The sequence below is a fragment of the Kitasatospora sp. NPDC088779 genome (assembly GCF_040685395.1).
Classification (GTDB): domain Bacteria; phylum Actinomycetota; class Actinomycetes; order Streptomycetales; family Streptomycetaceae; genus Kitasatospora.
The window spans coordinates 203,077-224,162 of the sequence record NZ_JBFBHW010000013.1; the positions used below are offsets into that span (position 1 = coordinate 203,077).

At 73.9% G+C, this 21,086-nt stretch carries 22 protein-coding genes; 11 read left to right on the plus strand and 11 right to left on the minus strand.

The annotated features are described in order from the left end of the window. Positions 1-46: 46 nt before the first annotated feature. The 5 genes from AB0P03_RS15445 (at position 47) to AB0P03_RS15465 (ending at position 4,631) form a co-directional block, all read left to right on the plus strand. A complete protein-coding gene (locus tag AB0P03_RS15445; RefSeq protein WP_363629265.1) occupies positions 47-949 on the plus strand; it encodes an ABC transporter ATP-binding protein in 903 nt (300 codons plus the stop codon). A gap of 67 nt (positions 950-1,016) precedes the next feature. After that, the gene (locus AB0P03_RS15450; RefSeq protein ID WP_363629267.1) at positions 1,017-1,778 is read left to right on the plus strand and encodes an ABC transporter permease; all 762 of its coding nucleotides are present in this window, start codon (positions 1,017-1,019) and stop codon (positions 1,776-1,778) included. Beyond that, complete coding sequence (locus AB0P03_RS15455) at positions 1,775-3,058, plus strand: sensor histidine kinase (protein ID WP_363586347.1); 1,284 nt, start codon at positions 1,775-1,777, stop codon at positions 3,056-3,058. The genes AB0P03_RS15450 and AB0P03_RS15455 overlap by 4 nt, the downstream gene beginning before the upstream one ends. A 4-nt stretch (positions 3,059-3,062) precedes the next feature. After that, complete coding sequence (locus tag AB0P03_RS15460) at positions 3,063-3,713, plus strand: response regulator transcription factor (protein WP_363586305.1); 651 nt, start codon at positions 3,063-3,065, stop codon at positions 3,711-3,713. A gap of 9 nt (positions 3,714-3,722) precedes the next feature. After that, a complete protein-coding gene (locus AB0P03_RS15465; RefSeq protein ID WP_363586304.1) occupies positions 3,723-4,631 on the plus strand; it encodes a pyridoxal-phosphate dependent enzyme in 909 nt (302 codons plus the stop codon). 51 nt (positions 4,632-4,682) lie between these two features. On the opposite strand, the gene AB0P03_RS15470 is transcribed toward AB0P03_RS15465, so the two are convergent. Further along, the gene (locus tag AB0P03_RS15470; RefSeq protein WP_363586303.1) at positions 4,683-6,224 is read right to left on the minus strand and encodes an LCP family protein; all 1,542 of its coding nucleotides are present in this window, start codon (positions 6,222-6,224) and stop codon (positions 4,683-4,685) included. 120 nt (positions 6,225-6,344) lie between these two features. Next, the gene (locus tag AB0P03_RS15475; RefSeq protein ID WP_363586302.1) at positions 6,345-6,809 is read right to left on the minus strand and encodes a MarR family transcriptional regulator; all 465 of its coding nucleotides are present in this window, start codon (positions 6,807-6,809) and stop codon (positions 6,345-6,347) included. A 105-nt stretch (positions 6,810-6,914) separates the two neighbouring features. On the opposite strand from AB0P03_RS15475, the gene AB0P03_RS15480 reads away from it, so the two are divergent. Then, positions 6,915-7,940 (plus strand): NADP-dependent oxidoreductase, encoded by a 1,026-nt coding sequence (locus tag AB0P03_RS15480; RefSeq protein WP_363586301.1) that lies wholly within the window; start codon positions 6,915-6,917, stop codon positions 7,938-7,940. Positions 7,941-8,293: 353 nt separating this feature from the next. After that, on the plus strand, positions 8,294-8,788 hold the full coding sequence (locus AB0P03_RS15485) for a DUF3145 domain-containing protein (protein ID WP_063347462.1): 495 nt from the start codon (positions 8,294-8,296) through the stop codon (positions 8,786-8,788). Positions 8,789-8,886: 98 nt separating this feature from the next. On the opposite strand, the gene fabF is transcribed toward AB0P03_RS15485, so the two are convergent. The 5 genes from fabF to AB0P03_RS15510 form a co-directional block, all read right to left on the minus strand. Next, a complete protein-coding gene (gene fabF / locus AB0P03_RS15490) occupies positions 8,887-10,152 on the minus strand; it encodes a beta-ketoacyl-ACP synthase II (protein ID WP_363586300.1) in 1,266 nt (421 codons plus the stop codon). Positions 10,153-10,332: 180 nt separating this feature from the next. Then, positions 10,333-10,584, minus strand: a complete 252-nt coding sequence (locus tag AB0P03_RS15495) for an acyl carrier protein (protein ID WP_363586299.1) — start codon at positions 10,582-10,584, stop codon at positions 10,333-10,335. A gap of 82 nt (positions 10,585-10,666) precedes the next feature. Beyond that, a complete protein-coding gene (locus tag AB0P03_RS15500; protein WP_363629269.1) occupies positions 10,667-11,698 on the minus strand; it encodes a beta-ketoacyl-ACP synthase III in 1,032 nt (343 codons plus the stop codon). Further along, positions 11,695-12,645 (minus strand): ACP S-malonyltransferase, encoded by a 951-nt coding sequence (locus AB0P03_RS15505; RefSeq protein WP_063347458.1) that lies wholly within the window; start codon positions 12,643-12,645, stop codon positions 11,695-11,697. The genes AB0P03_RS15500 and AB0P03_RS15505 overlap by 4 nt, the downstream gene beginning before the upstream one ends. A 90-nt stretch (positions 12,646-12,735) precedes the next feature. Continuing rightward, positions 12,736-13,911 (minus strand): PucR family transcriptional regulator, encoded by a 1,176-nt coding sequence (locus AB0P03_RS15510; RefSeq protein ID WP_063347457.1) that lies wholly within the window; start codon positions 13,909-13,911, stop codon positions 12,736-12,738. A 228-nt stretch (positions 13,912-14,139) separates the two neighbouring features. On the opposite strand from AB0P03_RS15510, the gene AB0P03_RS15515 reads away from it, so the two are divergent. Then, positions 14,140-14,916 (plus strand): pirin family protein, encoded by a 777-nt coding sequence (locus tag AB0P03_RS15515; protein ID WP_363586297.1) that lies wholly within the window; start codon positions 14,140-14,142, stop codon positions 14,914-14,916. A 27-nt stretch (positions 14,917-14,943) separates the two neighbouring features. On the opposite strand, the gene AB0P03_RS15520 is transcribed toward AB0P03_RS15515, so the two are convergent. Continuing rightward, on the minus strand, positions 14,944-15,777 hold the full coding sequence (locus AB0P03_RS15520; protein ID WP_363586296.1) for a serine hydrolase domain-containing protein: 834 nt from the start codon (positions 15,775-15,777) through the stop codon (positions 14,944-14,946). 122 nt (positions 15,778-15,899) lie between these two features. Between AB0P03_RS15520 and AB0P03_RS15525 the strand changes: the two genes are divergently transcribed. Beyond that, complete coding sequence (locus tag AB0P03_RS15525; RefSeq protein WP_363629271.1) at positions 15,900-16,376, plus strand: MerR family transcriptional regulator; 477 nt, start codon at positions 15,900-15,902, stop codon at positions 16,374-16,376. A 71-nt stretch (positions 16,377-16,447) separates the two neighbouring features. Beyond that, positions 16,448-17,461, plus strand: coding sequence for an aldo/keto reductase (locus AB0P03_RS15530; RefSeq protein ID WP_363586294.1), 1,014 nt, complete (start codon positions 16,448-16,450; stop codon positions 17,459-17,461). Between the two features lie 55 nt (positions 17,462-17,516). Here the strand turns inward: AB0P03_RS15530 and AB0P03_RS15535 are convergent, their stop codons facing one another. Next, positions 17,517-18,095: a TIGR03086 family metal-binding protein gene (locus tag AB0P03_RS15535; protein ID WP_363629273.1), complete on the minus strand. Its 579-nt coding sequence runs from the start codon at positions 18,093-18,095 to the stop codon at positions 17,517-17,519. 101 nt (positions 18,096-18,196) lie between these two features. Between AB0P03_RS15535 and AB0P03_RS15540 the strand changes: the two genes are divergently transcribed. Beyond that, positions 18,197-19,180: a WYL domain-containing protein gene (locus AB0P03_RS15540; protein WP_363586292.1), complete on the plus strand. Its 984-nt coding sequence runs from the start codon at positions 18,197-18,199 to the stop codon at positions 19,178-19,180. A gap of 14 nt (positions 19,181-19,194) precedes the next feature. Here AB0P03_RS15540 and AB0P03_RS15545 read toward each other — a convergent pair whose 3' ends face one another. Both AB0P03_RS15545 and AB0P03_RS15550 read right to left on the minus strand, forming a co-directional pair. Next, positions 19,195-20,409 (minus strand): alpha/beta hydrolase, encoded by a 1,215-nt coding sequence (locus AB0P03_RS15545; protein ID WP_363586291.1) that lies wholly within the window; start codon positions 20,407-20,409, stop codon positions 19,195-19,197. 160 nt (positions 20,410-20,569) lie between these two features. Then, a complete protein-coding gene (locus AB0P03_RS15550; protein WP_363629274.1) occupies positions 20,570-20,917 on the minus strand; it encodes an MmcQ/YjbR family DNA-binding protein in 348 nt (115 codons plus the stop codon). Positions 20,918-21,086 lie beyond the last annotated feature (169 nt).

The following is a 21,086-nucleotide window of genomic DNA, read 5'->3' on the forward strand; positions in this document are numbered from 1 at the left end:
GCAGAACCGGCCGGACCAGCGGGGACGAGCGGGAGGGAGCGGCGCGATGGCCGTGATCGAGGTGGCGGGGCTGCGCAAGGCCTACGGGCGGTGCCAGGTGCTGGAGGGGGTCTCCTTCGGCGTGGAGCGCGGCGAGGTGTTCGGCCTGCTGGGGCCGAACGGCGCGGGCAAGACGACCGCCGTGGAGTGCTGCGAGGGCCTGCGCCGGGCCGACGCGGGGACGGTCCGCGTCCTCGGCCTGGACCCGGTGAAGGACGCCCACCGGCTGCGGCCGAGGATCGGCATCCAGCTCCAGCAGGCCCAGCTGCAGGGCGCGCTGCGGGTCGGCGAGGCGCTGGAACTGTACGCCGCGCTCTACCCGAACCCCCGGGACTGGCGCGAGCTGCTCGACGAGTGGGGGCTCGCCGACCAGCGCCGGACCCCCTTCGACAAGCTCTCCGGCGGCCAGCGCCAGCGGCTGCTCATCGCCCTCGCGCTGATCGGCAACCCCGAGGTGGCCTTCCTGGACGAGCTGACCACCGCGCTCGACCCGCAGGGCCGCCGGGACACCTGGGAGCTGGTCCGGCGGATCCGCGACGAGGGCGTGACGGTGGTCCTGGTCTCGCACTTCATGGACGAGGTCGAGGCGCTCTGCGACCGGGCCGCCGTCCTCGACGGCGGACGGATCGTCGCCACCGGCACCCCCGCGGAGCTGATCGCCCGCTCCGGCACCGGCGGCACGCTCGGCTTCCGCCCCAGCGGGCCGCTGGACACCGCCCGGCTGGCGGCCCTGCCGGGGGTCACCGGGGTCGAGGAGCGGGACGGCCGGGTCGAGGTCTCCGGCGTCGGGGACTTCGCCGACGAGGTCACCGGCCTGCTCGCCCGCGAGGGGATCGTCGTCACCGGGCTGCGGATCCGCGAGCACAGCCTGGACGACGCCTACCTCGCCCTGACCCGCCACGACACCTGAGCCGTCACGCCCCCTGACCCGCCACGACTCCTGAGCCGCCATCACCACGCCCGAGGGGACCACCACCGTGAACCACACCGCCCACCACACCGCCCACGCCGTCCGCCGCCTGGCCGTCGCCGAGGCCCGCCTGTTCCTCCGCGACCCGCTGACCGCCTTGTTCAGCCTCGCCTTCCCCGTCGTGCTGTTCCTCGTCCTCGGTTCCGTCCCGGCCCTGCGCAAGACCTCGCCCGACATGCACGGCATGAGCACCATCCAGCTGTACGCGCCGATCCTGGCCGTCTTCACCCTGCTGCTGCTCGGCCTCAACGGCCTGCCCTCGCTGCTCGCCACCTACCGCGAACGCGGCGTGCTGCGCCGGATGTCCGCCAGCCCCGTCCGCCCGTCGCTGCTGTTCGGCGCGCTGCTGCCGCTGTACCTGGGCGTCGCCGTCGTCTCGGTGCTGCTGGTGGTGGCGGCCGGACCGCTGCTCGGGGTGTCGCTGCCGCGCCGGCCGCTGGGGTTCCTGCTGGCCTTCCTGCTGGCCGCCGCCGCGCTGCTGTCGGTCGGCCTGCTGCTCGCCGCGGTCGTCCCGTCCGCCAAGGCCGGCAACGCGGTCGGCGCGCTGGCCTTCTTCCCGATGATGTTCTTCTCCGGGATCTGGCTGCCGCGCGAGTTCTCGCCGGCCCTGCTCAACCGGATCGGCGACTTCACCCCCAGCGGCGCCGCCGTCCAGACCCTGCAGGACGCCTGGTCCGGGCGCTTCCCGCACGCCGTGGGCCTGCTCACACTCGCGGCGTACGCGGTGCTCGCGGGGGCCGCGGCTGCCAGGCTGTTCCGGTGGGAATGATCATGCGGCCACCGGCCGACGAGAGCGCGCTCGGCGACTGGTTGGACCGGTTGGACCGGCTGATCGGCCCGTTCTGCTTCGTCGCCCTGCTGCTCGCCACCGCTCTGGCCCTGCTGGTCCCCGTCCCGACCGCGCGCTCCGCGGCCGCCACCCTCCCGGTGGCGGCCGCCGCGTTCCTGTGGCTGGTCCTGCGCTCGGTGCTCGACCGCACGCCGGGGCCGGACGGCCGCGCCCGGTACGCCGGCGCCCACTTCGCCGTCCTGCTGGCGCTGACCACCGTGCTGGTGCTGGACAACCCGATCTTCGGCTTCTTCGCCTTCACCGGCTACCTGCACGCCGCCCAGTACCTGTGGGGCCGGGTCCGGATGGCGGGCGCGGCCGCGGCCACCGTCCCCACCTCGCTCTCCCAGGTCGGCGGGGCCCTGCCCGACAGCCCGGCGGAGTTCGGCGGACTGCTGACCGTCGTCGCCTTCAACCTGATGGTGGTCGGGTTGCTGTTCGCGCTCCGCGAGGTCGCCGACCGGCTGAGCGCCCGCCGCAAGGCCGCCAACGCCGAACTCGCCGAGGCCAACCGGCTGCTCACCGAGACCCTCGCCGAGAACGCCGGACTGCACGCCCAACTCCTCGTCCAGGCCCGGGAGGCCGGGGCCGCGGACGAGCGCCGCCGGCTCGCCCGGGAGATCCACGACACCGTCGCCCAGGGCCTGGCCGGGATCGTCACCCAGCTCCAGGCCGCCGACCAGACCCGTGCCCAGGACGCCGCGGCCGCCGAGCGGCACCAGGTGAACGCGGCGGCCCTCGCCCGGGAGAGCCTGACCCAGGCCCGCCGGGCCGTCCACGCGCTGCGCCCGATCGAGCTGGAGCGGGCCGCGCTGCCGGAGGCGCTGGCGGAGCTGGTCGAGCAGTGGCGGGAGCGCAACGGCGCCGCCGCCGGGCTGACCGTCACCGGCGAGGCCCGCCCGCTGCACCCCGAGGTCGAGGTGACCCTGCTGCGGATCGCCCAGGAGTCGCTGGCCAACGCCGCCAAGTACGCGCGGGCCTCCCGGGTCGGCGTCACCCTCTCGTACATGCCCGACCTGGTCACCCTGGACGTCCGGGACGACGGCGTCGGCTTCGACCCGGCCGCCGAGCCCGCCTCCCGGGCCACCGGCGGCGGCTACGGCCTGGACGTGATGCGCCGCCGCGTGCAGCGCCTGGCCGGGCGGCTCGACCTGGAGACCGAACCGGGCGCCGGCACGACCGTGTCCGCGACCCTGCCGGCGATCAGCATGGAGGAGTAGAACCGTGAGCGACGCGACGACGATCAGACTGCTGTTGGTGGACGACCACCCGGTGGTCCGGGACGGGCTGCGCGGGATGTTCACCGCCGCCCCCGGCTTCGAGGTGGTCGGCGAGGCCGGGGACGGCGCCGAGGCACTGGTCCTGGTCGCCGCGCTGCGCCCGGACGTGGTGCTGATGGACCTGCGGATGCCGCGGATGGACGGCGTCACCGCGATCCGCGAGATGGCCGAACGCGGCCTGCCCGGGCGGGTCCTGGTGCTCACCACCTACGACACCGACGCCGACGTGCTGCCCGCCGTCCGGGCCGGCGCCACCGGCTACCTACTCAAGGACGCGGCCCGGGAGGAGCTGTTCCACGCCGTCCGGGAGGCCGCCCGCGGCGCCTCGGTGATCGCGCCGACCGTCGCCGCCAAGCTGCTCGGCCAGGTCCGCGCGCCCGTGCGGGAGCCGCTCAGCCCGCGCGAGCTGGAGGTGCTGGAACTGGTCGCCTCCGGGGCCACCAACCGGGAGGCCGCGGCCCGGCTGTTCATCAGCGAGGCCACCGTGAAGACCCACCTGATCCACGTCTACGCCAAGCTCGACGTCAAGGACCGCGCCTCCGCCGTCGCCGCCGCCTACAACCTGGGGCTGCTCACCCCGACCGGCCGGTCGTAAGCTGGCCGGATGCTCGAACCCGCCCTGCTGCCGACCCCGCTGGTGGACTGCACCGACGAGGTGTTCGCGCGGGCCGGGGTTGAGCTGAGGCTCAAACGGGACGACCTGCTGCACCCGAGCGTCCCGGGCAACAAGTGGCGCAAGCTCGCGCCCAACCTGGCGGCCGCCGTCGCCCAGGGCCACACCCGGCTGCTGACCTTCGGCGGGGCGTACTCCACCCACCTGCGGGCGGTCGCGGCCGCCGCCGGGGCGCTCGGCCTGGAGAGCGTCGGGCTGGTCCGCGGCGAGGAACTGGCCGACCGGCCGCGCAACTGGTCGCTGCGGGCGGCCGAACGGGCCGGGATGCGGCTGGAGTTCCTGACCCGCGCCGAGTACCGGGAGGCCACCGGCCGCGCCGACGCCGGTCCCACGGCCGGTCCGCAGGGGCGCTGGGGCCCCTGCCTGGTGCTCCCGGAGGGCGGTTCCAACGCGCTGGCGGTGACCGGCGCGGCGGCGATCCCGGCCGAACTGCCCGACCTGGGCGGGCACGACGTGGTCTGCTGCCCGGTCGGCACCGGCGGCACCCTGGCGGGCATCGCGGCCGGCCTGCCGCCGGGCGCGCGGGCGCTCGGCGTGGCCGTGCTGCGCGGCGGCGAGGGCTACCTGGAGGGCGAGGTCACCCGGCTCCACCGGGCCGCCCTCGGCCGGGAGTTCGACAACTGGCGGATCGACCACGCGCACCACGGCGGCGGCTACGGCAAGGTCCCGGCCGAACTGGCCGCCTTCGCCGAGCGGTTCGAAGCCCGCCACGGCATCCCGCTGGAACGCCGCTACGTGGCCAAACTGCTGGCCGCGCTGACCGGCCTGGCCGCCGCCGGAGCCTTCCCCCGCGGCACCCGGCTCACCGCCGTCGTCACCGGCCTGCCCGACCCGGAGTAGACCCGGCGCCCGAGTGGGCCCGGAGCCGGAGCGGGCAGGCCCCGGACGGGCTCATCCGAAGGTCAGGTCGGCGCACGGGTCGGTGTCGGCGCCGCGGGTGTTCTCCGCTATGCCGGTGGGCACCCCGCTGGGCACGCCGCTCGGGTCGGCGGTGGCGGGGGTGGAGGGCTTCGCGCCGGGGCCGCTGCCGACCGCGTCCAGCTTGGTGGCGGGGCTTGGGCGGTAGTCGCGGCCCAGGGTGACGGTGATGCCCTCGGAGCCCGGCTCCTCGACCGCGCGCGACCCCGGGAAGAGCGCGGACACCTGGTCGGCGGCGGCCTTCAGGGCCGGGTCGTAGCTGATCTCGGTCTGCAGCCGTCCGCCGGCGGGCTTGCCGAGCGTGACGTTCTGGAAGCCCCGGGCCCGCAGCGCCTCCCCGCCGGAGGTGGACAGGCCGGGGGTGCCGACGCCGTTGACCACCAGCACGGGAGCCGCGGCCTGCTCGGGCGTGAGCGGCGCGGACGGGCCGGCGGCGGCTCCCGGGGTCGCGCCGTCGGGGCCGGGGGCGGTGGGGGAGGGCGCCGGGGTGTCGGTGCCGGAGGTGCTCTGGCCGTCCAGGGTGCGGTCCTCGCGCAGCAGCCGCCACAGCGTGTTGGCGTCCGGCTGGACGAGCTGGACGCGCTCGCCGGCGAAGCGCCAGGGCGCGGTCACGAAGGTGATGTCGGACAGCTTGATGTCCTGGAGCGAGCGGGCGAAGTCCACCAGCTTCATCGCGGTGCCCAGCCCCTCGTCCACGGTGAGCGAGCGGGTGGCCGCGTCGGCGAGCGGGAGCAGCGTGGGCAGGGAGAAGCCCTGGCCCTGCACCTTCTTGATCATCGAGGAGACGAAGGCCTGCTGGCGCTTCATCCGCCCGATGTCGGAGTTGTCGCCGAAGCCGTAGCGGGCCCGCAGGTAGTCCACGGCGGGCTGGCCGGAGAGCTTCTGCATGCCCTTCCGGAGGTGTATGCCGTGCGAGTCGACGTTGTTGGGGACGCAGACGTCCACGCCGTTGATGGCGTCGGCCATCGCGGCGGCGCCCTTGAAGTCGACCACGATGGTGTGGTCGATCCGCAGCCCGGTGAGCGTCTCGACGGTGTTCTGCGTGCAGGCGGGGTTGCCCTTGGGGAACTCGCCTATGGTGAAGGCCGAGTTGAACATCTGGTTGTTCCGGGGCGTGGTCCAGGTGCCGCTCGGCAGCTTGCAGGACGGGATGGTGACCAGGGTGTCCCGGGGTATGGAGACGCCGACGGCGTGCTTGTGGTCGGCGTAGACGTGCACCAGCATCGCGGTGTCGGAGTGGCCGACGCCCTCGTCGCCGCCGCCGATCGCGCTGTTGCCGTCGTCGCGGGTGTCCGAGCCGAGCACCAGGATGTTCACCGGCAGTTGGGCGCCGGGGGTGACCGGGGCGGGCGCGGGCGGGCGCTCGGTGGCGACGCCGCCCGGGTCGAAGGTGGTGATGTTGTTGTCCAGCCGGTGGTAGAACCAGGCCCCGGCGCCCACGACGGACAGCACCAGCACGGCGGCCAGGCCGATGGCTGTCCGCAGGTAGCGGCGCCTGCGCGTGCTGCTGCCCATCCTCCGTGTCCCCCCGTCTTTCTGTCTCTCGTGTTCGATGTTCGAACATTAGACGTTTCGACGGGCGGTTCGGTTACCTCCGGCGGTGGCCCGGATTTGGCTCCGGGGCTGTGATGCTGATCACGCCCCGGGGCCGGCGGCGCCGGTGACCATCCGGCGGAGCAGGTCGCGCAGGACGGCCCGCTCGTCCTGGCCGAGGGCGGCCAGCGGCTCGCGGGCGAAGTTCAGCGATTCGCGCAGTTCCTCGGAGGCGGTGGCGCCGGTGCCGGTGGCGGCGACCAGCTTGACCCGGCGGTCCTGCCGGTCGGCCTCCCGGGTGACGAAGCCGCGGGCTTCGAGCCGGTCGACGATGCCGGTGATGTTGGACGGCTCGCAGCTGAGCGTCTGGGCGATCTGGCGCATCGGCATGGGGCCGCGGCGCAGCAGGGCGAGCACCTTGGCCTGGGCGCCGGTGAGCGAGCGGGCGGCGGCCGCCTCCTCGTACTCGCGATGGAACAGCGCGACCAGGTTGGCCATCAGGTCGACGACCTCGCGGGTGATCTCGTCGGACTGCGGCGTGGCGGCCTGGGTCGACTGGGTGTCCATGTCCGAGAGTCTACCTGAAAAGTTGACAACATGAACCTTTCATGCCCATCGTTACTTCAGTAGCTCAACCTTTCATGCATCGGAACCACCTAAGGAGCTCCTCCCATGGCAGAGCAGGCCGCACCCGCGACCGCCCGTGAATGGCACCTCGCCGCCCGCCCCCAGGGCTGGCCGGTGCCGACCGACTTCGCCCTGGTCGAGGCCCCGGTCCGGACCCCGGGCCCGGGCGAGATCCTGGTCCGCAACGCCTTCCTCTCGGTGGACCCGTACATGCGGGGCCGGATGAACGACGTGAAGTCCTACGCCCCGCCGTTCCGGCTCGGCGAGGCCATGGAGGGCGGCGCGGTCGGCCACGTGGTCGCCTCCGGGGCCGAGGGCTTCGCCCCGGGCGACGCCGTCCTGCACGGCCTCGGCTGGCGCGAGTACGCCACCCTGGACGCCCGCCACGCGGTCAAGGTCGACCCGGCCGCCGCCCCGCTCTCCGCCTACCTCGGCGTGCTCGGCATGCCCGGCCTGACCGCCTACGCCGGGCTGCTCGCCGTCGGCGGCCTCAAGAAGGGCGACAAGGTCTTCGTCTCCGGCGCGGCCGGCGCGGTCGGCAGCATGGTCGGCCAGATCGCCAAGCTCAAGGGCGCCTCGCTGGTGGTCGGTTCGGCCGGCTCGGCGGAGAAGGTCGCCAAGCTGGTGGACGTCTACGGCTACGACGCCGCCTTCAACTACAAGGACGCCCCGGTCCACGAGCAGCTGGCGCAGGCTGCCCCCGACGGCATCGACCTCTACTTCGACAACGTCGGCGGGGACCACCTGGAGGCCGCGATCGGCGCGCTCACCGTGCACGGCCGCGCCGTGCTCTGTGGCGCGATCGCCCAGTACAACGACACCACCGCCCCCGCCGCCCCGCGCAACCTGGCGCTCGCGATCGGCAAGCGGCTGCGCCTGGAGGGCATGCTGGTCAGCGACCACGCGGCGCTGCAGTCGCAGTTCGTCGCCGACGTGGCCGGCTGGCTGACGTCCGGCGAACTGCGCCACGAGGAGACCGTGGTGGACGGTTTCGAGCGCACCGCGGACGCCTTCCTCGACCTGCTGCGCGGCGTCAACACCGGCAAGATGGTGGTCCGCCTGGACGGCTGACCCTTCGTCAGCTCGCCGACCGCCCCGCCGCCCCCCCATCGGGCGTGCGGGGCGGTTTGCGTACGGGCGCGGGGGAATCGGCCGCACTACCGCATTCCGGCCGGATCCGAAAGTGCGTCATCCACGGTGCGGGGCGGCGCGGTACGGTGGGTCCCGCCTGGCGATGGGGCCGTTCGGGGGAGAGATCCGGCCGAGGGGTAGACCTCGTTGAGGATTCGACTAGCATTGAGCGAAAGCCTGTCCGTTTTGCTCAATTTAGTAGCTTAATGTCGGCTAACGTGGGTAACTGTGGATCAACTGCAGGCACGAGGCAGCTGGGGAAGGCGACCCTCGTCCACAGCCTGGAGGTCCCGGTGACGACACGTGGAGTTCTCTACATCCACTCCGCGCCCCGCGCGCTGTGCCCGCACGTCGAGTGGGCCGTCGCGGGGGTGCTGGGTGTGCGGGTGAGCCTGGACTGGATCCGCCAGCCGGCCTCGCCCGGACACTGGCGTGCCGAGCTTTCCTGGCAAGGGGAGCCCGGTACGGCCTCGAAGGTCGCCTCCGCGCTGCGCGGCTGGCAGCTGATGCGGTACGAGGTCACCAGTGAGCCCTGCGCCACGGCGGAGGGGGAGCGGTACAGCAGCACGCCCTCGCTCGGCATCTTCCACGCCGTCACGGGCATCCACGGCGACATCCTGATCCCCGAGGACCGGCTGCGCGCCGTCCTGCTGCGGGCCCGCAGCGAGGGGGCCGACCTGGAGGCCGAGATCTCCCGGCTGCTGGGCAAGCCCTGGGACGACGAGCTGGAGCCGTTCCGCTACGCGGGCGAGGGCGCACCGGTGCGCTGGCTGCACCAGGTGGTCTGAGCCGGCGGGCCCACGACGCGGCGCATGAAGAGGGGCCGGCGAGCGCCGGCCCCTCTCGGTGCGTTTCGGACCCGGTGCGTACCGGGTCGGAGTGCGGACTACCGGGAGCGGAAGGCCAGCACCACGTTGTGGCCGCCGAAGCCGAACGAGTTGTTCAGCGCCGCGATCCGGCCCTCGGGCAGCGGGCGGGCCTCGCCGCGCACGATGTCCGCGTCCACGTCGTCGTCCAGCTCGTCGACGTTGATGGTCGGCGGGGCGATCCGGTGGTACAGGGCCAGCACGGTGGCGACGGTCTCGATGCCGCCGGCGCCGCCCAGCAGGTGGCCGGTCATCGACTTGGTGGCCGAGATGGCGATGTGGTCGAGGTCGTCGCCGAGCTCCTTGCGCAGCGCCTTCAGCTCGGCGGTGTCACCCTGCGGGGTCGAGGTGGCGTGCGCGTTGACGTGCACGATCTCGGCCTTGTCCAGGGTGTTGCGCTCGAACAGGTCGGCCAGTGCGCGGGCCACGCCGGCGCCGGTCGGCTCGGGCTGGGCGATGTGGTGGGCGTCCGAGGACAGGCCCTGGCCCACGGCCTCGCAGTAGATCCGGGCGCCGCGCGCCTCGGCGTGCTCGACCGACTCCAGCACGACCACGCCGGCGCCCTCGCCCAGCACGAAGCCGTCCCGGCCCTTGTCGTACGGGCGGGAGGCGCGCTCGGGGTCGTCGTTGTTCTTGGACATCGCCATCATGTTGGCGAACGCGGCGATCGGCAGCGGGTGGATCGCCGCCTCGGTGCCGCCGGCCACCACGACGTCGGCGCGGCCGGTGCGGATCATCTCGATCGCGTAGCCGATCGCCTCGGCGCCGGAGGCGCAGGCGGAGACGGGGGTGTGCACACCCGCGCGGGCGCCGACCTCCAGACCGACGTTGGCCGCCGGGGAGTTGGGCATCAGCATCGGGACGGTGTGCGGGGAGACCTTGCGGGCGCCCTTCTCCTTCAGCACGTCGTACTGGTCGAGCAGGGTGGTCACGCCGCCGATGCCGGAGGCGATGACGGTGCCGAGGCGCTCGGGGGCGAGCTTGGAGGAGTCGTCGGTGGCCGGCGTCTCGTAGCCGGCGTCGGCCCAGGCCTCACGGGCGGCGATCAGCGCGAACTGCGCCGAGCGGTCCAGCTTGCGGGCCAGCGGCCGGGGGAGGATCTCGCCCGGCTCGACGGCCGTGCGGGCGGCGATCTTGACGGGCAGCTCGGCGGCCCACTCCTCGGTCAGGGCCGCCACTCCGGAGCGCCCTGCGACCAGGTTCTCCCAGGTGGTGGCGGCGTCGCCGCCCAGCGGCGTGAAGGCGCCGATACCCGTGACGACCACGGTACGGTTTTCAGCGGTCACTGGTTCTTCTTCTCTCACGATCGTGGGGTCGGCGGCGAGCCGAGGAAGGGCCCGGCCGGGCGCCCGGTGGGGCGTCCCGGCCGGCGGGTCGGCCGGGCTCGGGGGAGCCGGGCCGACGAGTCAGCCGTCCGAGGCGTCGAGAACGCCGGACGTGCTGGACGGATCGAACGGGTCGATCGGTCAGGCGGCGGCGTTGGTGAGGATGTAGTTCACCGCGTCGCCGACGGTCTTCAGGTTCTTGACCTCGTCGTCCGGGATCTTGACGTCGAAGCGCTCCTCGGCGGCCACGACGACCTCGACCATGGACAGCGAGTCGACGTCCAGGTCGTCCGTGAAGGACTTGTCCTCCTGGACGTCCTCGGTCGGGATACCGGCGATCTCGTTGACGATCTCGGCGAGACCTTCCAGGACCTCGGCCTTGTCCTTAGCCATACTGGCTGCTCCTCTTCGGTGTTGAACGCGTCCGACCGGCGGCCGGACGCAGGCTTTGCGGAATGAGTGGGGCGAAACGCGCCTAGGGGAGCGTAACGACTGCCGCGGCGTACACGAGACCCGCCCCGAAGCCGATGATCAGCGCGAGGTCGCCGCTGCGGGCCTCGCCGCTCTCCAGCATGCGCTCCATCGCCAGCGGGATGGAGGCCGCGGAGGTGTTGCCGGTCTCGGCGATGTCGCGGGCGACCGGCACCGAGTCGGGCAGCTTGAGTGCCTTGATCATGGCGTCGGTGATGCGCATGTTGGCCTGGTGCGGGATGAACGCGCCGAGCTGGTCGGCGGTGACCCCGGCGGCGTCCAGCGCCTGCTGGGCCACCTTGGCCATCTCCCACACCGCCCAGCGGAAGACCGGCTGGCCGTCCATCCGCAGGGCCGGCCACTTGGCCTCCTCGCCCACGCCGTTGACGGCGTCGGGCTTGGCGAAGGCGGTGTCCCAGGCCTGGGTCTGCGAGATGACGTCGGACTGCGAGCCGTCCGAGCCCCAGATCAGCTTGCCGATACCGGGCGTGTCGGACGGGCCGACGACCGCGGCGCCGGCGCCGTCGCCGAAGATGAACGCGGTCGAGCGGTCCGACTGGTCGGTCAGGTCGCTCAGCCGCTCGACGCCGATCACCAGCACGTACTCGGCGTTGCCGCCGCGGATCATGCCGTCGGCCAGGCCCAGGCCGTAGCCGAAGCCCGCGCAGGCGGCCGAGATGTCGAAGGCCGGGGCGGTGCCGCAGCCGAGCCGCTCGGCGATCTCGGTGGCGATCGCCGGGGTCTGCTTGAGGTGCGAGACGGTCGCGACGATCACGCCGCCGATCTGGTCCGGGGTGATCCCGGCCTGGGCGATGGCCTTGCCGGAGGCCTGCACCGACATCTCGGCGACGCTCTCCTCCGGGCCGGCCCAGCGGCGCTCGGCGATCCCGCTGCGGGTGCGGATCCACTCGTCCGAGGAGTCGATCCACTCCAGCACCTCGGCGTTGGGGATCACCCGGACCGGGCGGTAGCCGCCCACGCCGAGGATGCGCGCGTACTGCGCGCCCTCGGACGGGCGGATCTGCGGCTTCGTCATGCCTGGGTCTCCTGATCCTGACCGCCGTGCTCCGCGACGAGCGCGCGGGCCTTGTCCAGGTCGGCGGGGGTCTTGAGGGCAAGCGTCGCCACACCCTTGAGGTTGCGCTTGACCAGTCCGGTGAGGGTGCCCGCGGGGGACAGCTCGATGACGGCGGTCGCGCCCAGCTGCCCGAGGGTCTCCATGCAGAGGTCCCAGCGGACCGGGTTGGAGACCTGCGACACCAGGCGGGTGAGCACCTCGGCGCCGGAGGCCACGACCTCGCCGTCCTTGTTGGAGACGTAGCGGACCTGAGGGTCGGCCACGGTCAGCGTCGGGGCCAGCGCGGCCAGCCGCTCGACACCCGGGGCCATGTGCTCGGTGTGGAAGGCGCCGGCCACCTTCAGGGCGACCAGCTTGGCACCGGCCGGCGGGTCCGCCTTCAGCGTCTCCAACTGGGCCAGCGTGCCGGCGGCGACGATCTGGCCGCCGCCGTTGTTGTTGGCCGCGGTCAGGCCGTGCTCGGCCAGCTTCGCCGCGACGACCTCCGGGTCGCCGCCGAGCACGGCGATCATGCCGGTCTCGGTGACGGCGGCGGCCGCGGCCATCGCCCGGCCGCGCTCGCGGACGAAGGTCAGCGCGTCGTGCGCGCTCAGCACTCCGGCGCCGGCGGCGGCGGTGATCTCGCCGACGCTGTGGCCGGCCACGGCGCCGACCAGCTTGCGGGCGACGTCCTCGTCCGGGAACAGCTCACGGGCGGTCATCAGACCGGCCGCGACCAGCAGCGGCTGGGCGACGGCGGTGTCCTTGATCTCCTCTGCGGAGGCCTCGGTCCCGGCGTGCACCAGGTCGAGCCCGGCGACCTCCGACCAGCCGCGGAGGCGGTCGGCGACACCGTCCAGCTCCAGCCAGGGGCTGAGGAAACCGGGGGACTGGGCACCCTGTCCAGGGGCGACGATTACGAGCACGGTTCAACCCTCTCTCGCCAGGCGCCCAGGGGCGGGTAGGCGACGGTAACGAAGAAAACCATCCGGGATTGTAAGGTCCCTACAGGCGGTTCAGCTCGGCTCCCCGGCCGCGGTGAGTCGGCCGAGGGCGAGTGCGATCCGCAGCGTGAACGCCGAACGCACGTCGGACGGGGCGTACCCCGTGACGTCGGTCACACGTCGTAGCCGGTAGCGCACCGTGTTGGGGTGGACGAAGAGCATCCGGGCGGCGCCCTCCAGCGAGGAGGCCTGCTCCAGGTAGACGCTCAGCGTTTCCAGCAGCGCCGAGCCGGCTTCGTCCAGCGGTGTGTAGATCTCCTCCACCAGCTGGCGGCGGGCGGCCTGGTCGCCGGCCAGCGCGCGCTCGGGCAACAGGTCGTCGGCCAGCACCGGGCGGGGCGCGTCCGGCCAGGCGGCGCAGGCACGCAGGCCGGCCGCGGCGGCGTGCGCCGAGCGGGTCGCCGAGAGCAGGTCCGGCACGGTCGGGCCGACCACCACCGGGCCCGGCGCGAACTGGCCGATCAGCGCCCGGGCCGCGTGCACCGGCTCCTTGTCGCCGCCGACCACGACCACCAGGCGCTTGCCCAGCACCCCGGTCAGCACGTGCAGCTTGGCGTACCGGGCGGCCCGGCGGATCGCCTCGACCACCAGCTCGCTGTCGCCGTCCGGCGCGCTGCCCATCACCACCCGGACCTGGCTGGGCTGGCCCCAGCCGAGCGCCGCGGCCCGCGACAGCACGCCCTCGTCCGCGTCGCCGGACAGCAGCGAGTTGACCACCAGCGCCTCCAGCCGGGCGTCCCAGGCGCCGCGCGCCTCGGCCGCCTGGGCGTACACCTGGGCCGTCGCGAAGGCGATCTCCCGGGCGTAGACCAGCACCGACTCGCGCATGTCCGCCTCGTCGCCGGGGGCGGCCACCTCCTCGATGGCCTCCTCCATCACCTCGATCGTGGTGCGGATCAGCTCGACGGTCTGGCGCAGGGTGATCGCCCTGGTCAGCTCGCGCGGGGCGGTGCCGAAGACGTCCGTGGAGATCGCCTGGGCGGCGTCCGGGTGGCGGTACCACTCGGTGAAGGCGGCGATGCCGGCCTGGGCGACCAGGCCGATCCAGGAGCGGTGCTCCGGCGGCATCCGCCGGTACCAGCCGAGCTGGTCGTCCATCCGGGAGATCGCGGCGGTGGCCAGCTTGCCCGAGGACTTCTCCAGCCGCTTGAGCGTCGCGGCCCGGCGCTCGGCCCGCTCGGCGGCGATTCTGCGCTCCTGCGCGGTGAGGCGGGGCGCCGCCCGGCCGGGGCGGTCGCGGCCGGCCCTGGGGGCCGGGCTCTTCCCGGTCGGCTCGGCCGTGGGACTGGGTTCGCTCTTGGAGTTCGCGGAAGCGGCTGGCACAAGGACAAGACTGCCTCACGTGAGTGACTGCTCGTGCACACCCCCCGGTGCAGCGGCACGGTGGTGCCGGTCACACCCACTACCGTGGGGCCCGTGACAGACGACGCCGCCCGCCCCCGCGCCGACCTGCGCCGCACCGCCGAGCGCTACCTCTCCACCCCGGCCGAGGGCGTCGAGACCCGACACGCGTTCTCCTTCTCCGGCCACTACGACCCGAAGAACACGCACTTCGGCGCGCTGCTCGCGTGCAACGAGGAACTCCTCGCCCCCGGCGCCGGGTACGAGGAGCACAAGCACCGGGACACCGAGATCGTCACCTGGGTGCTGGAGGGCGCGCTGGCGCACCGGGACTCCCGGGGGCACGGCGGGGTGGTCCGCCCGGGGATGGTCCAGCACCTCGGCGCGGGCTCCGGCGTCACCCACACCGAGCGCAACGTCGGCGGGGCCGCCGGCCCGGTCCGCTTCGTCCAGATGTGGCTCCAGCCGGACGTGTTCGACGCGCCCCCGGCGTACGGGCTGCGCAAGGTGGAACCGGTCGACGGCGGGTTGACGCTGCTCGCCTCCGGGCTGGAGCGCGACGCCGGGACGGACGCCCTGCGGCTGCGCCGCGGCGACGCCGCGCTCTGGCTGGCGACGGCGGGGCCGTGGCAGCCGCTGCCCGCACTGCCCGAGGCCGCCTGGCGGTACGCGCACCTGACCGCCGGCTCGCTGGGCTACCGGACGATCCCGGGGCCCAAGGGCGGCGGCCGCTCGATGGCCCCGGGCGACAGCGTGCGGATCACCGGCGACGCCTTCGCCGACCCGACGGCCGGCGAGACCGGCGCCGAACTCCTGCTCTGGGAGATGCACTCGCCGGTCTCGTACGGCTAGGGGCTGTCCTTTCAGCCTTCGAGTCGTTCAGCTGTCCAGTTCGGCCAGGACCGCGTCCGAGCAGGCCGGCCAGACCTCGGCGGCCCACGGGCCGAAGTCCCGGTCGGTGAGCGCGACGCAGGCCACGCCGGCCTCCGGGTCGACCCACAGGAAGGTGCCGGACTGGCCGAAGTGGCCGAAGGTGGCGGGCGAGTTGGCGGTGCCCGTCCAGTGCGGGGCCTTGCCGTCGCGGATCTCGAAGCCGAGACCCCAGTCGTTCGGCCGGCGGTGGCCGTAGCCGGGCAGCACGCCGCTGGTGCCGGGGAAGGCGACCTCGCGGGTGGCCTGCCGGACGGTGGACGGGTCCAGCAGCTTCGGGGACTGGAGCTCGGCGGCGAACCGGACCAGGTCCGCGACGGTGGACAGGCCGCCGGCGCCGGCCGGGGACCTGTGCGCGGTGTTCAGCAGGGTGTCGTGCATGCCCAGCGGCTCGAACACCGCCTCGGCGGCGTACCGGGAGAACTCGATCCCGGCGGCGTCGGACAGCGCCCGCGCCAGCGCGTCGAAGCCCGCGTTGGAGTACAGCCGGCGGTTGCCGGGCTCGGCGAACACCCGGTCCTCGTCGAAGCCCAGGCCGGAGGTGTGCGCGAGCAGGTGGCGTACGGTCGAGCCGGCCGGCCCGGCCGGGTCGTCCAGCTCGAAGACGCCCTCCTCGACCGCGACCAGCACCGCGTACGAGGTGAGCAGCTTGGTCACCGACGCCAGCGGGAACAGGTGCTGCTGCGGCCCGTACGTGCCCAGCACCGCGCCGTCCGCCCCCCGGACCACCGCCGCCGCGGCGTGGGGCACCGGCCAGTTCTCGATCATCCGCAAGCTCTCCATGCGCCCGACTCTAACGAAGGCCCGAAAACGGGTGGCGGGAGCACCCGGGTGCGAGGCTTGCTTGGAGTGCACTCCAACTCGATAGCGTCGTCGTCACCGCTCACCACAGGGGGTAACCGCTTATGGCCACGCTCGCACCCGTCCAGCTCGACCTGCGGACCTGCGCCGACGTGTACCAGCGCCCGGTCGGCGATCCGGACCGGACCCCGCGGCACATCATCAGCGAGGTCGCCGTGGCCAGCGGGCTCACCGCCCACACCCTGCGCTGGTACGAGCGGATCGGCCTGCTCGACCCGGTCGACCGCTCCACCAGCGGCCAGCGCCGCTACTGCGACGCCGACCTGCACCGGCTGGCCTTCCTGGGCCGGCTGCGGCTGACCGGCATGCCGATCGCCGACATGCTCCGCTACGTGGAGCTGGCCCGCGAGGGTGAGCGGACCTACGAGGCGCGGCGCCAACTGCTGGTCGACCAGCGCGAGGAGGTCCGCCAGCGGGTCGCCGACCTCCAGGCCACCCTCGCCGTCCTCGACTACAAGATCGACCTGTACTCCGGCCGGATCGCCGCGTCCGACGAACCGGCCGTCTGCCGCCACGAGTAGCCACCATCAGCACGCCGCACGCGGAGTACACCGCAGCGGAGTGCACCGCACGCAGAGGAAGAAGCAGAGCGATGACCGTCTCCGTCCTCCCCACCGTCCAGCTCGGCACCGACGGCCCGTTCGTGGGCGTCCAGGGCCTCGGCTGCATGGGCATGAGCGACTTCTACGGCCCGACCGACCGGCCCGAGGCGCTCGCCACCCTGGACGCCGCCCTGGAAGCCGGCGTCACCCTGTTCGACACCGCCGACGCCTACGGCTTCGGCCGCAACGAGGAGCTGATCGGCCCCTTCGTCCGCGCCAACCGCGACCGGGTGGTGCTCGCCACCAAGTTCGCCCTCGAGCGCACGGAGGACGACCCGGGCCGCCGCAGCATCCGCAACGACCCGGCGTACATCCGGGCCGCCGTGGACGCCTCGCTGCGCCGCCTCGGCGTGGACGAGATCGACCTCTACTACATGCACCGCCGCGACCCGGCCGTGCCGCTGGCCGACTCGGTCGGCACCATGGCCGAGCTGGTCCGGGCCGGCAAGGTGCGCCGGCTGGGACTGTCCGAGGTGACGGGCGCCGAACTGCGGGAGGCGTACGCGATCCACCCGATCGCCGCACTGCAGTCCGAGTGGTCGGTGTTCGCCCGGGACGTCGAGCGTACGGCGGTGCCGGCCGCGGCCGAACTGGGCGTCGCCTTCGTGCCGTACTCGCCGCTCGGCCGGGGCTTCCTGACCGGGGCGTTCCAGGCCGCCGAGCAGCTCGCGGCGGACGACGTCCGGCGCACCCAGCCGCGCTTCACCGGCGCCAACGCGGCGGCCAACGCCGAACTCCTGGCGCCGCTGCGGGAGATCGCGACGGCCCGCGGGGTGACCCTCGCGCAGGTCGCGCTGGCCTGGGTGCACCAGCGGGCCGAGGTGCACGGGCTCACGGTCGTGCCGATCCCCGGCACCCGCAAGCGCAGCCGGCTCGCCGAGAACACCGCGGCCGCCACGCTGCGGCTCACCGCCGAGGAACTGGCCCGGCTGGAGCCGGTGGCGGGCGAGGTCGCCGGGGACCGCTACCCGGACATGCGCCTCACCCAGGTCGGCCGGGAGTAGCGGCGGCCGGGGAGCGGCCGCCCGGGCCGCTCCCCCTCCCGTCCCGGGTGCCTTCTCAGACCTCCCGGCCGAGCCAGGCGGCCAGCCGGGTGTGCACGTCGGCGTCCGGGGCGACCGGCCGCACCTCGCCGAACGGGACCGGTCCGCCGCGGTGCTCGGCCGACAGGACGGCCTGGGCGACGGCCAACGCGGCGTGCGCCAGGGCGTCGTCCAGCGGCTGCCGGGAGCCGAGCGCCCGGGCGATGTCCCAGGTGTGCGCGACCGTCTCCATCAGGTAGCCGCCGACCGCGACCCGGCCGGGCACCACGCCCCAGGGTGCGTGGGTCGGGCGGTCCAGCGCGGCGTCGTCCGACCAGGCCGCGACGGCCCGGGCGCGGGCCCGGTCCAGCGCGCCCGGCCAGGCGTCGTCCGCCAGGTCCCCGGTGGCGGCGACGACGTCCTCGGCCCGGCCGCCCTCGCCCAGGTAGGCGAACCGGTGGATGCCGCCGACCACGTGGCTCAGCAGCTCCCGCAGGGTGAACGCGCTGCACGGGGTGGGCCGGTCGAGGGCGCCCGGGGTGATCTCGGCGAACAGCTTCTCCAACTGGCCGAGGGCGAGCAGGTACTGCGGGCGGGCGTCCTGGACGGAGTTCACGTGGAATCAGCTCCCTGGGGTGGTGCGGGCTTTCGGGCTCGAACGGCAATCTCCCAGTAAAACCTGACAACCGCCGTCAGGATTGCTGGGATTCTGCTGCCATGAAGGCCGACCGCCTGCTCTCCATCCTGCTCCTGCTCCAGACCCGCGGCAGGGTGCCCGCCACCGAACTGGCCGGGCGCCTGGAGGTGTCCGTCCGCACCATCTACCGCGACGTGGAGTCGCTCTCCGTCGCCGGCGTGCCGGTGTTCACCGAACGCGGCCGGCACGGGGGCATCAGCCTGCTGCCCGGCTACCGCACCGACGTCACCGGACTGACCGCGGACGAGGCCCGGGCGCTGTTCGTGCTCTCCGCCCAGGGCGCGCACAGCGACCTCGGGCTGGACGGCGCGCTCGGCTCGGCGCTGCGCAAGGTGATGGCCGCGCTGCCGGCCCCGCACCGCCCGGCCGCCGAGCGCATCACCGAGCGGATCCTGGTCGACCCGGCCCGCTGGCTGCAGAGCGGCCCGGCGGCCGGCGCCGCGACCGGCCCCGAACTGGGCGAGCTGCAGTACGCGGTGTTCGCCGACCGGCGGTTGCGGCTGCGCTACCGGCACAGCGGCACGCCCGCGCCGGTGGAGTACACCGTGGACCCGTACGGGCTGGTGAGCAAGGCCGCGGTCTGGTACCTGGTGGCCGATCTGCACGGCGAGCCCCGGCTGTTCCGGGCCGACCGGGTGCTGGCCGCCGAGACCACCGAGGAGGCGGTGCGCCGCCGCCCCGGAGTGGGGCTCGGGGATGCCTGGGCGGTGCTGCGCGAGCAGGTGGAGCGGCTGCCGAAGGAACTGCCGGTGCGGGTGCGGGTGCGGCGCGGGCGGCTGGACATGTTCGTCCGCATCCACGGCGGCCGGGTCACCGCGCCGCCGCCGGAGGCGGGCGCCGGGCCGGCCGAGGAGTGGGTCGAGGTGGCGATGGTCTTCCCGGCGCCGGCGGCCGTCCGCGCGCTGCTCGCCTTCGGCGCGGACGCCGAGGTGCTGGCCCCGCCCGCGGCCCGCCGCGAGCTGGCCCGGGCGGCGGCGGACGCGCTGCGCCTCTACCAGGACTAGGAGTAGGTCGGGCTCTAGGAGTTCGGGGCGGGCCGGACGACGTCCTGGTAGTGGCCGAGCGAGATCGCCGCGAAGTTGTGCAGGCTGTCGGTGCCCTCGGTGAAGTAGCCGTTGTGGCCGGCCGCGCGGGCCGAGGAGATCTGCTCGGCGCCGAAGCCGCCGGCGGTCGGGTCGGCGCCGTGGCCGAGGCCGCCGACCTCCAGGTACGGGACGTTGCCGATCCAGTCGGTGGGGTTGCGGGTGGCCCAGACGTGCACGCCGGCGCCCAGCTCGCTGGTGCTCTGCACGCCCATGCCGGGGCTGCCGAACACCATCAGGTCGGTGATCCCGGAGGTGTCGGAGGGGGAGGCGGCCGCGCGCGGGATCTCGGGGGCGGCGTTGCCGCAGACCACGGAGCCGTACGAGTGGCAGAGCAGGGCCGGGGGTGCGTCCGGCCGGGTGGTCTCCTTGAGCCCGGCGAGCAGCCGCTGCAGCCGGGGCGCGCCGACGTCGGCGAGCCGGGAGGTGACGGCGTCCGGGCCGAGGCCGGACGGGGTGACGTAGCCGGTCCAGGCGATCACCGCGGTGCGGGTGTTCGGCGCCTGCCGCTGCTCCTCGGTGTACAGGGCGCGGGCCATGCCGGCCGGGGAGCGCAGCGGTTCGGCGGCCTGGTCGAAGTGGCCGAGGTCGGCGTCCGAGCCGGGGACGACGACGGAGATCCGCTCGGCGTCGGCGAGGTCGCCCCACACCTCGGTGATCAGGCCGCGGCCGCGCGGGTCGAAGGCGAGGATCTGCCGGTCGGGGCCGAGCAGGTGCTCGACGTCGTTGGCGCGGGAGACGGCCAGCTCGCGGGTGTCGGCGTCGAGCTTGTGGTCGGCGCCGCGGGCCCGGGCGCTGTCGCGTTCGGCGGCCAGCGCGATCTTGTTGGCGCGGTAGCGCAGGTCCAGCGGGGCGCCGTCGAAGTTGCCGACGACCAGCGGGTAGTCCCGGATCAGCCGGTCCAGCTCGGTGGGGGCGAGCGAGGCGAAGAACGCGGCGGCGGCGGCCGGGGTGGTGGTGGCCGGGTCGGGCAGGGTGCGGTCGAAGCTGTGGTCCTGGACCCAGGCGGCGCTGCCGGCCGGGGGTGTGGAGATCGCCAGCTGCTCGGTGGAGGCGGCCGCCTGGGCCGCCGCGGCGCCGGCGTCGGCGAGCACGGCACAGCCCGCGAACGCCCCGATCAGTACCCGCTTCCAGCGCCGACGGTTGCGCACCGCACCAACTCCCTTAGGGCCCGTCACCGTTTCTCGGGCGGTGCCCGGAGGGTGCGACAAGACTGCCTGCTTCCCTGCGCAAGCGTAGGGCGCCCGGAGAGGCGACGCGCCCGCCCAAACTGTGGGATGGCTCACATGAACCGGCGGTGTCGTTTCAGCGTCACAGAGCGGCCCGCACGTCGAATTCGCGCACCATCCGCTTGGGCGCCGTGCGCCGCCAGGCCTCGACGACGAGGTCGCGCAGCTCCTCCGGATCGACCAGGTCCAGCCGGACGCTCACCCAGCCGTGCCGCCCGACGTACGGCGCGCTGGAGAACACCTCGGGCTCGGCGGCGAGCAGTTCGGACTGGTCCTCGGGGGAGGCCTTGACGGTGACGGACCGGCCCCCGGGCGCGCCCATCGCGAAGATCCGGCCGCGGATCCGCAGGGTCTCGATGTCCCAGGTCGGCTCCTGTGCGGCCTCCGGCAGGGCGAGCGCCATCGCGCGGAACTCCTCGAACGTCACCATGCCCGCAGCGTAGGGCAGGGGACCGACAGCGCGCGGGCCCGGGCAGGGGGCTCGGAGGGGGGGGGGGGGGGCGGGGGGGGGGCCCGGCCGCCCGGGCCCGGCGGCCCGGACGACCCAAACAACAAACCACAAAAAAAAAACAAAACAAAAAGTAAAAATATATTAAAAA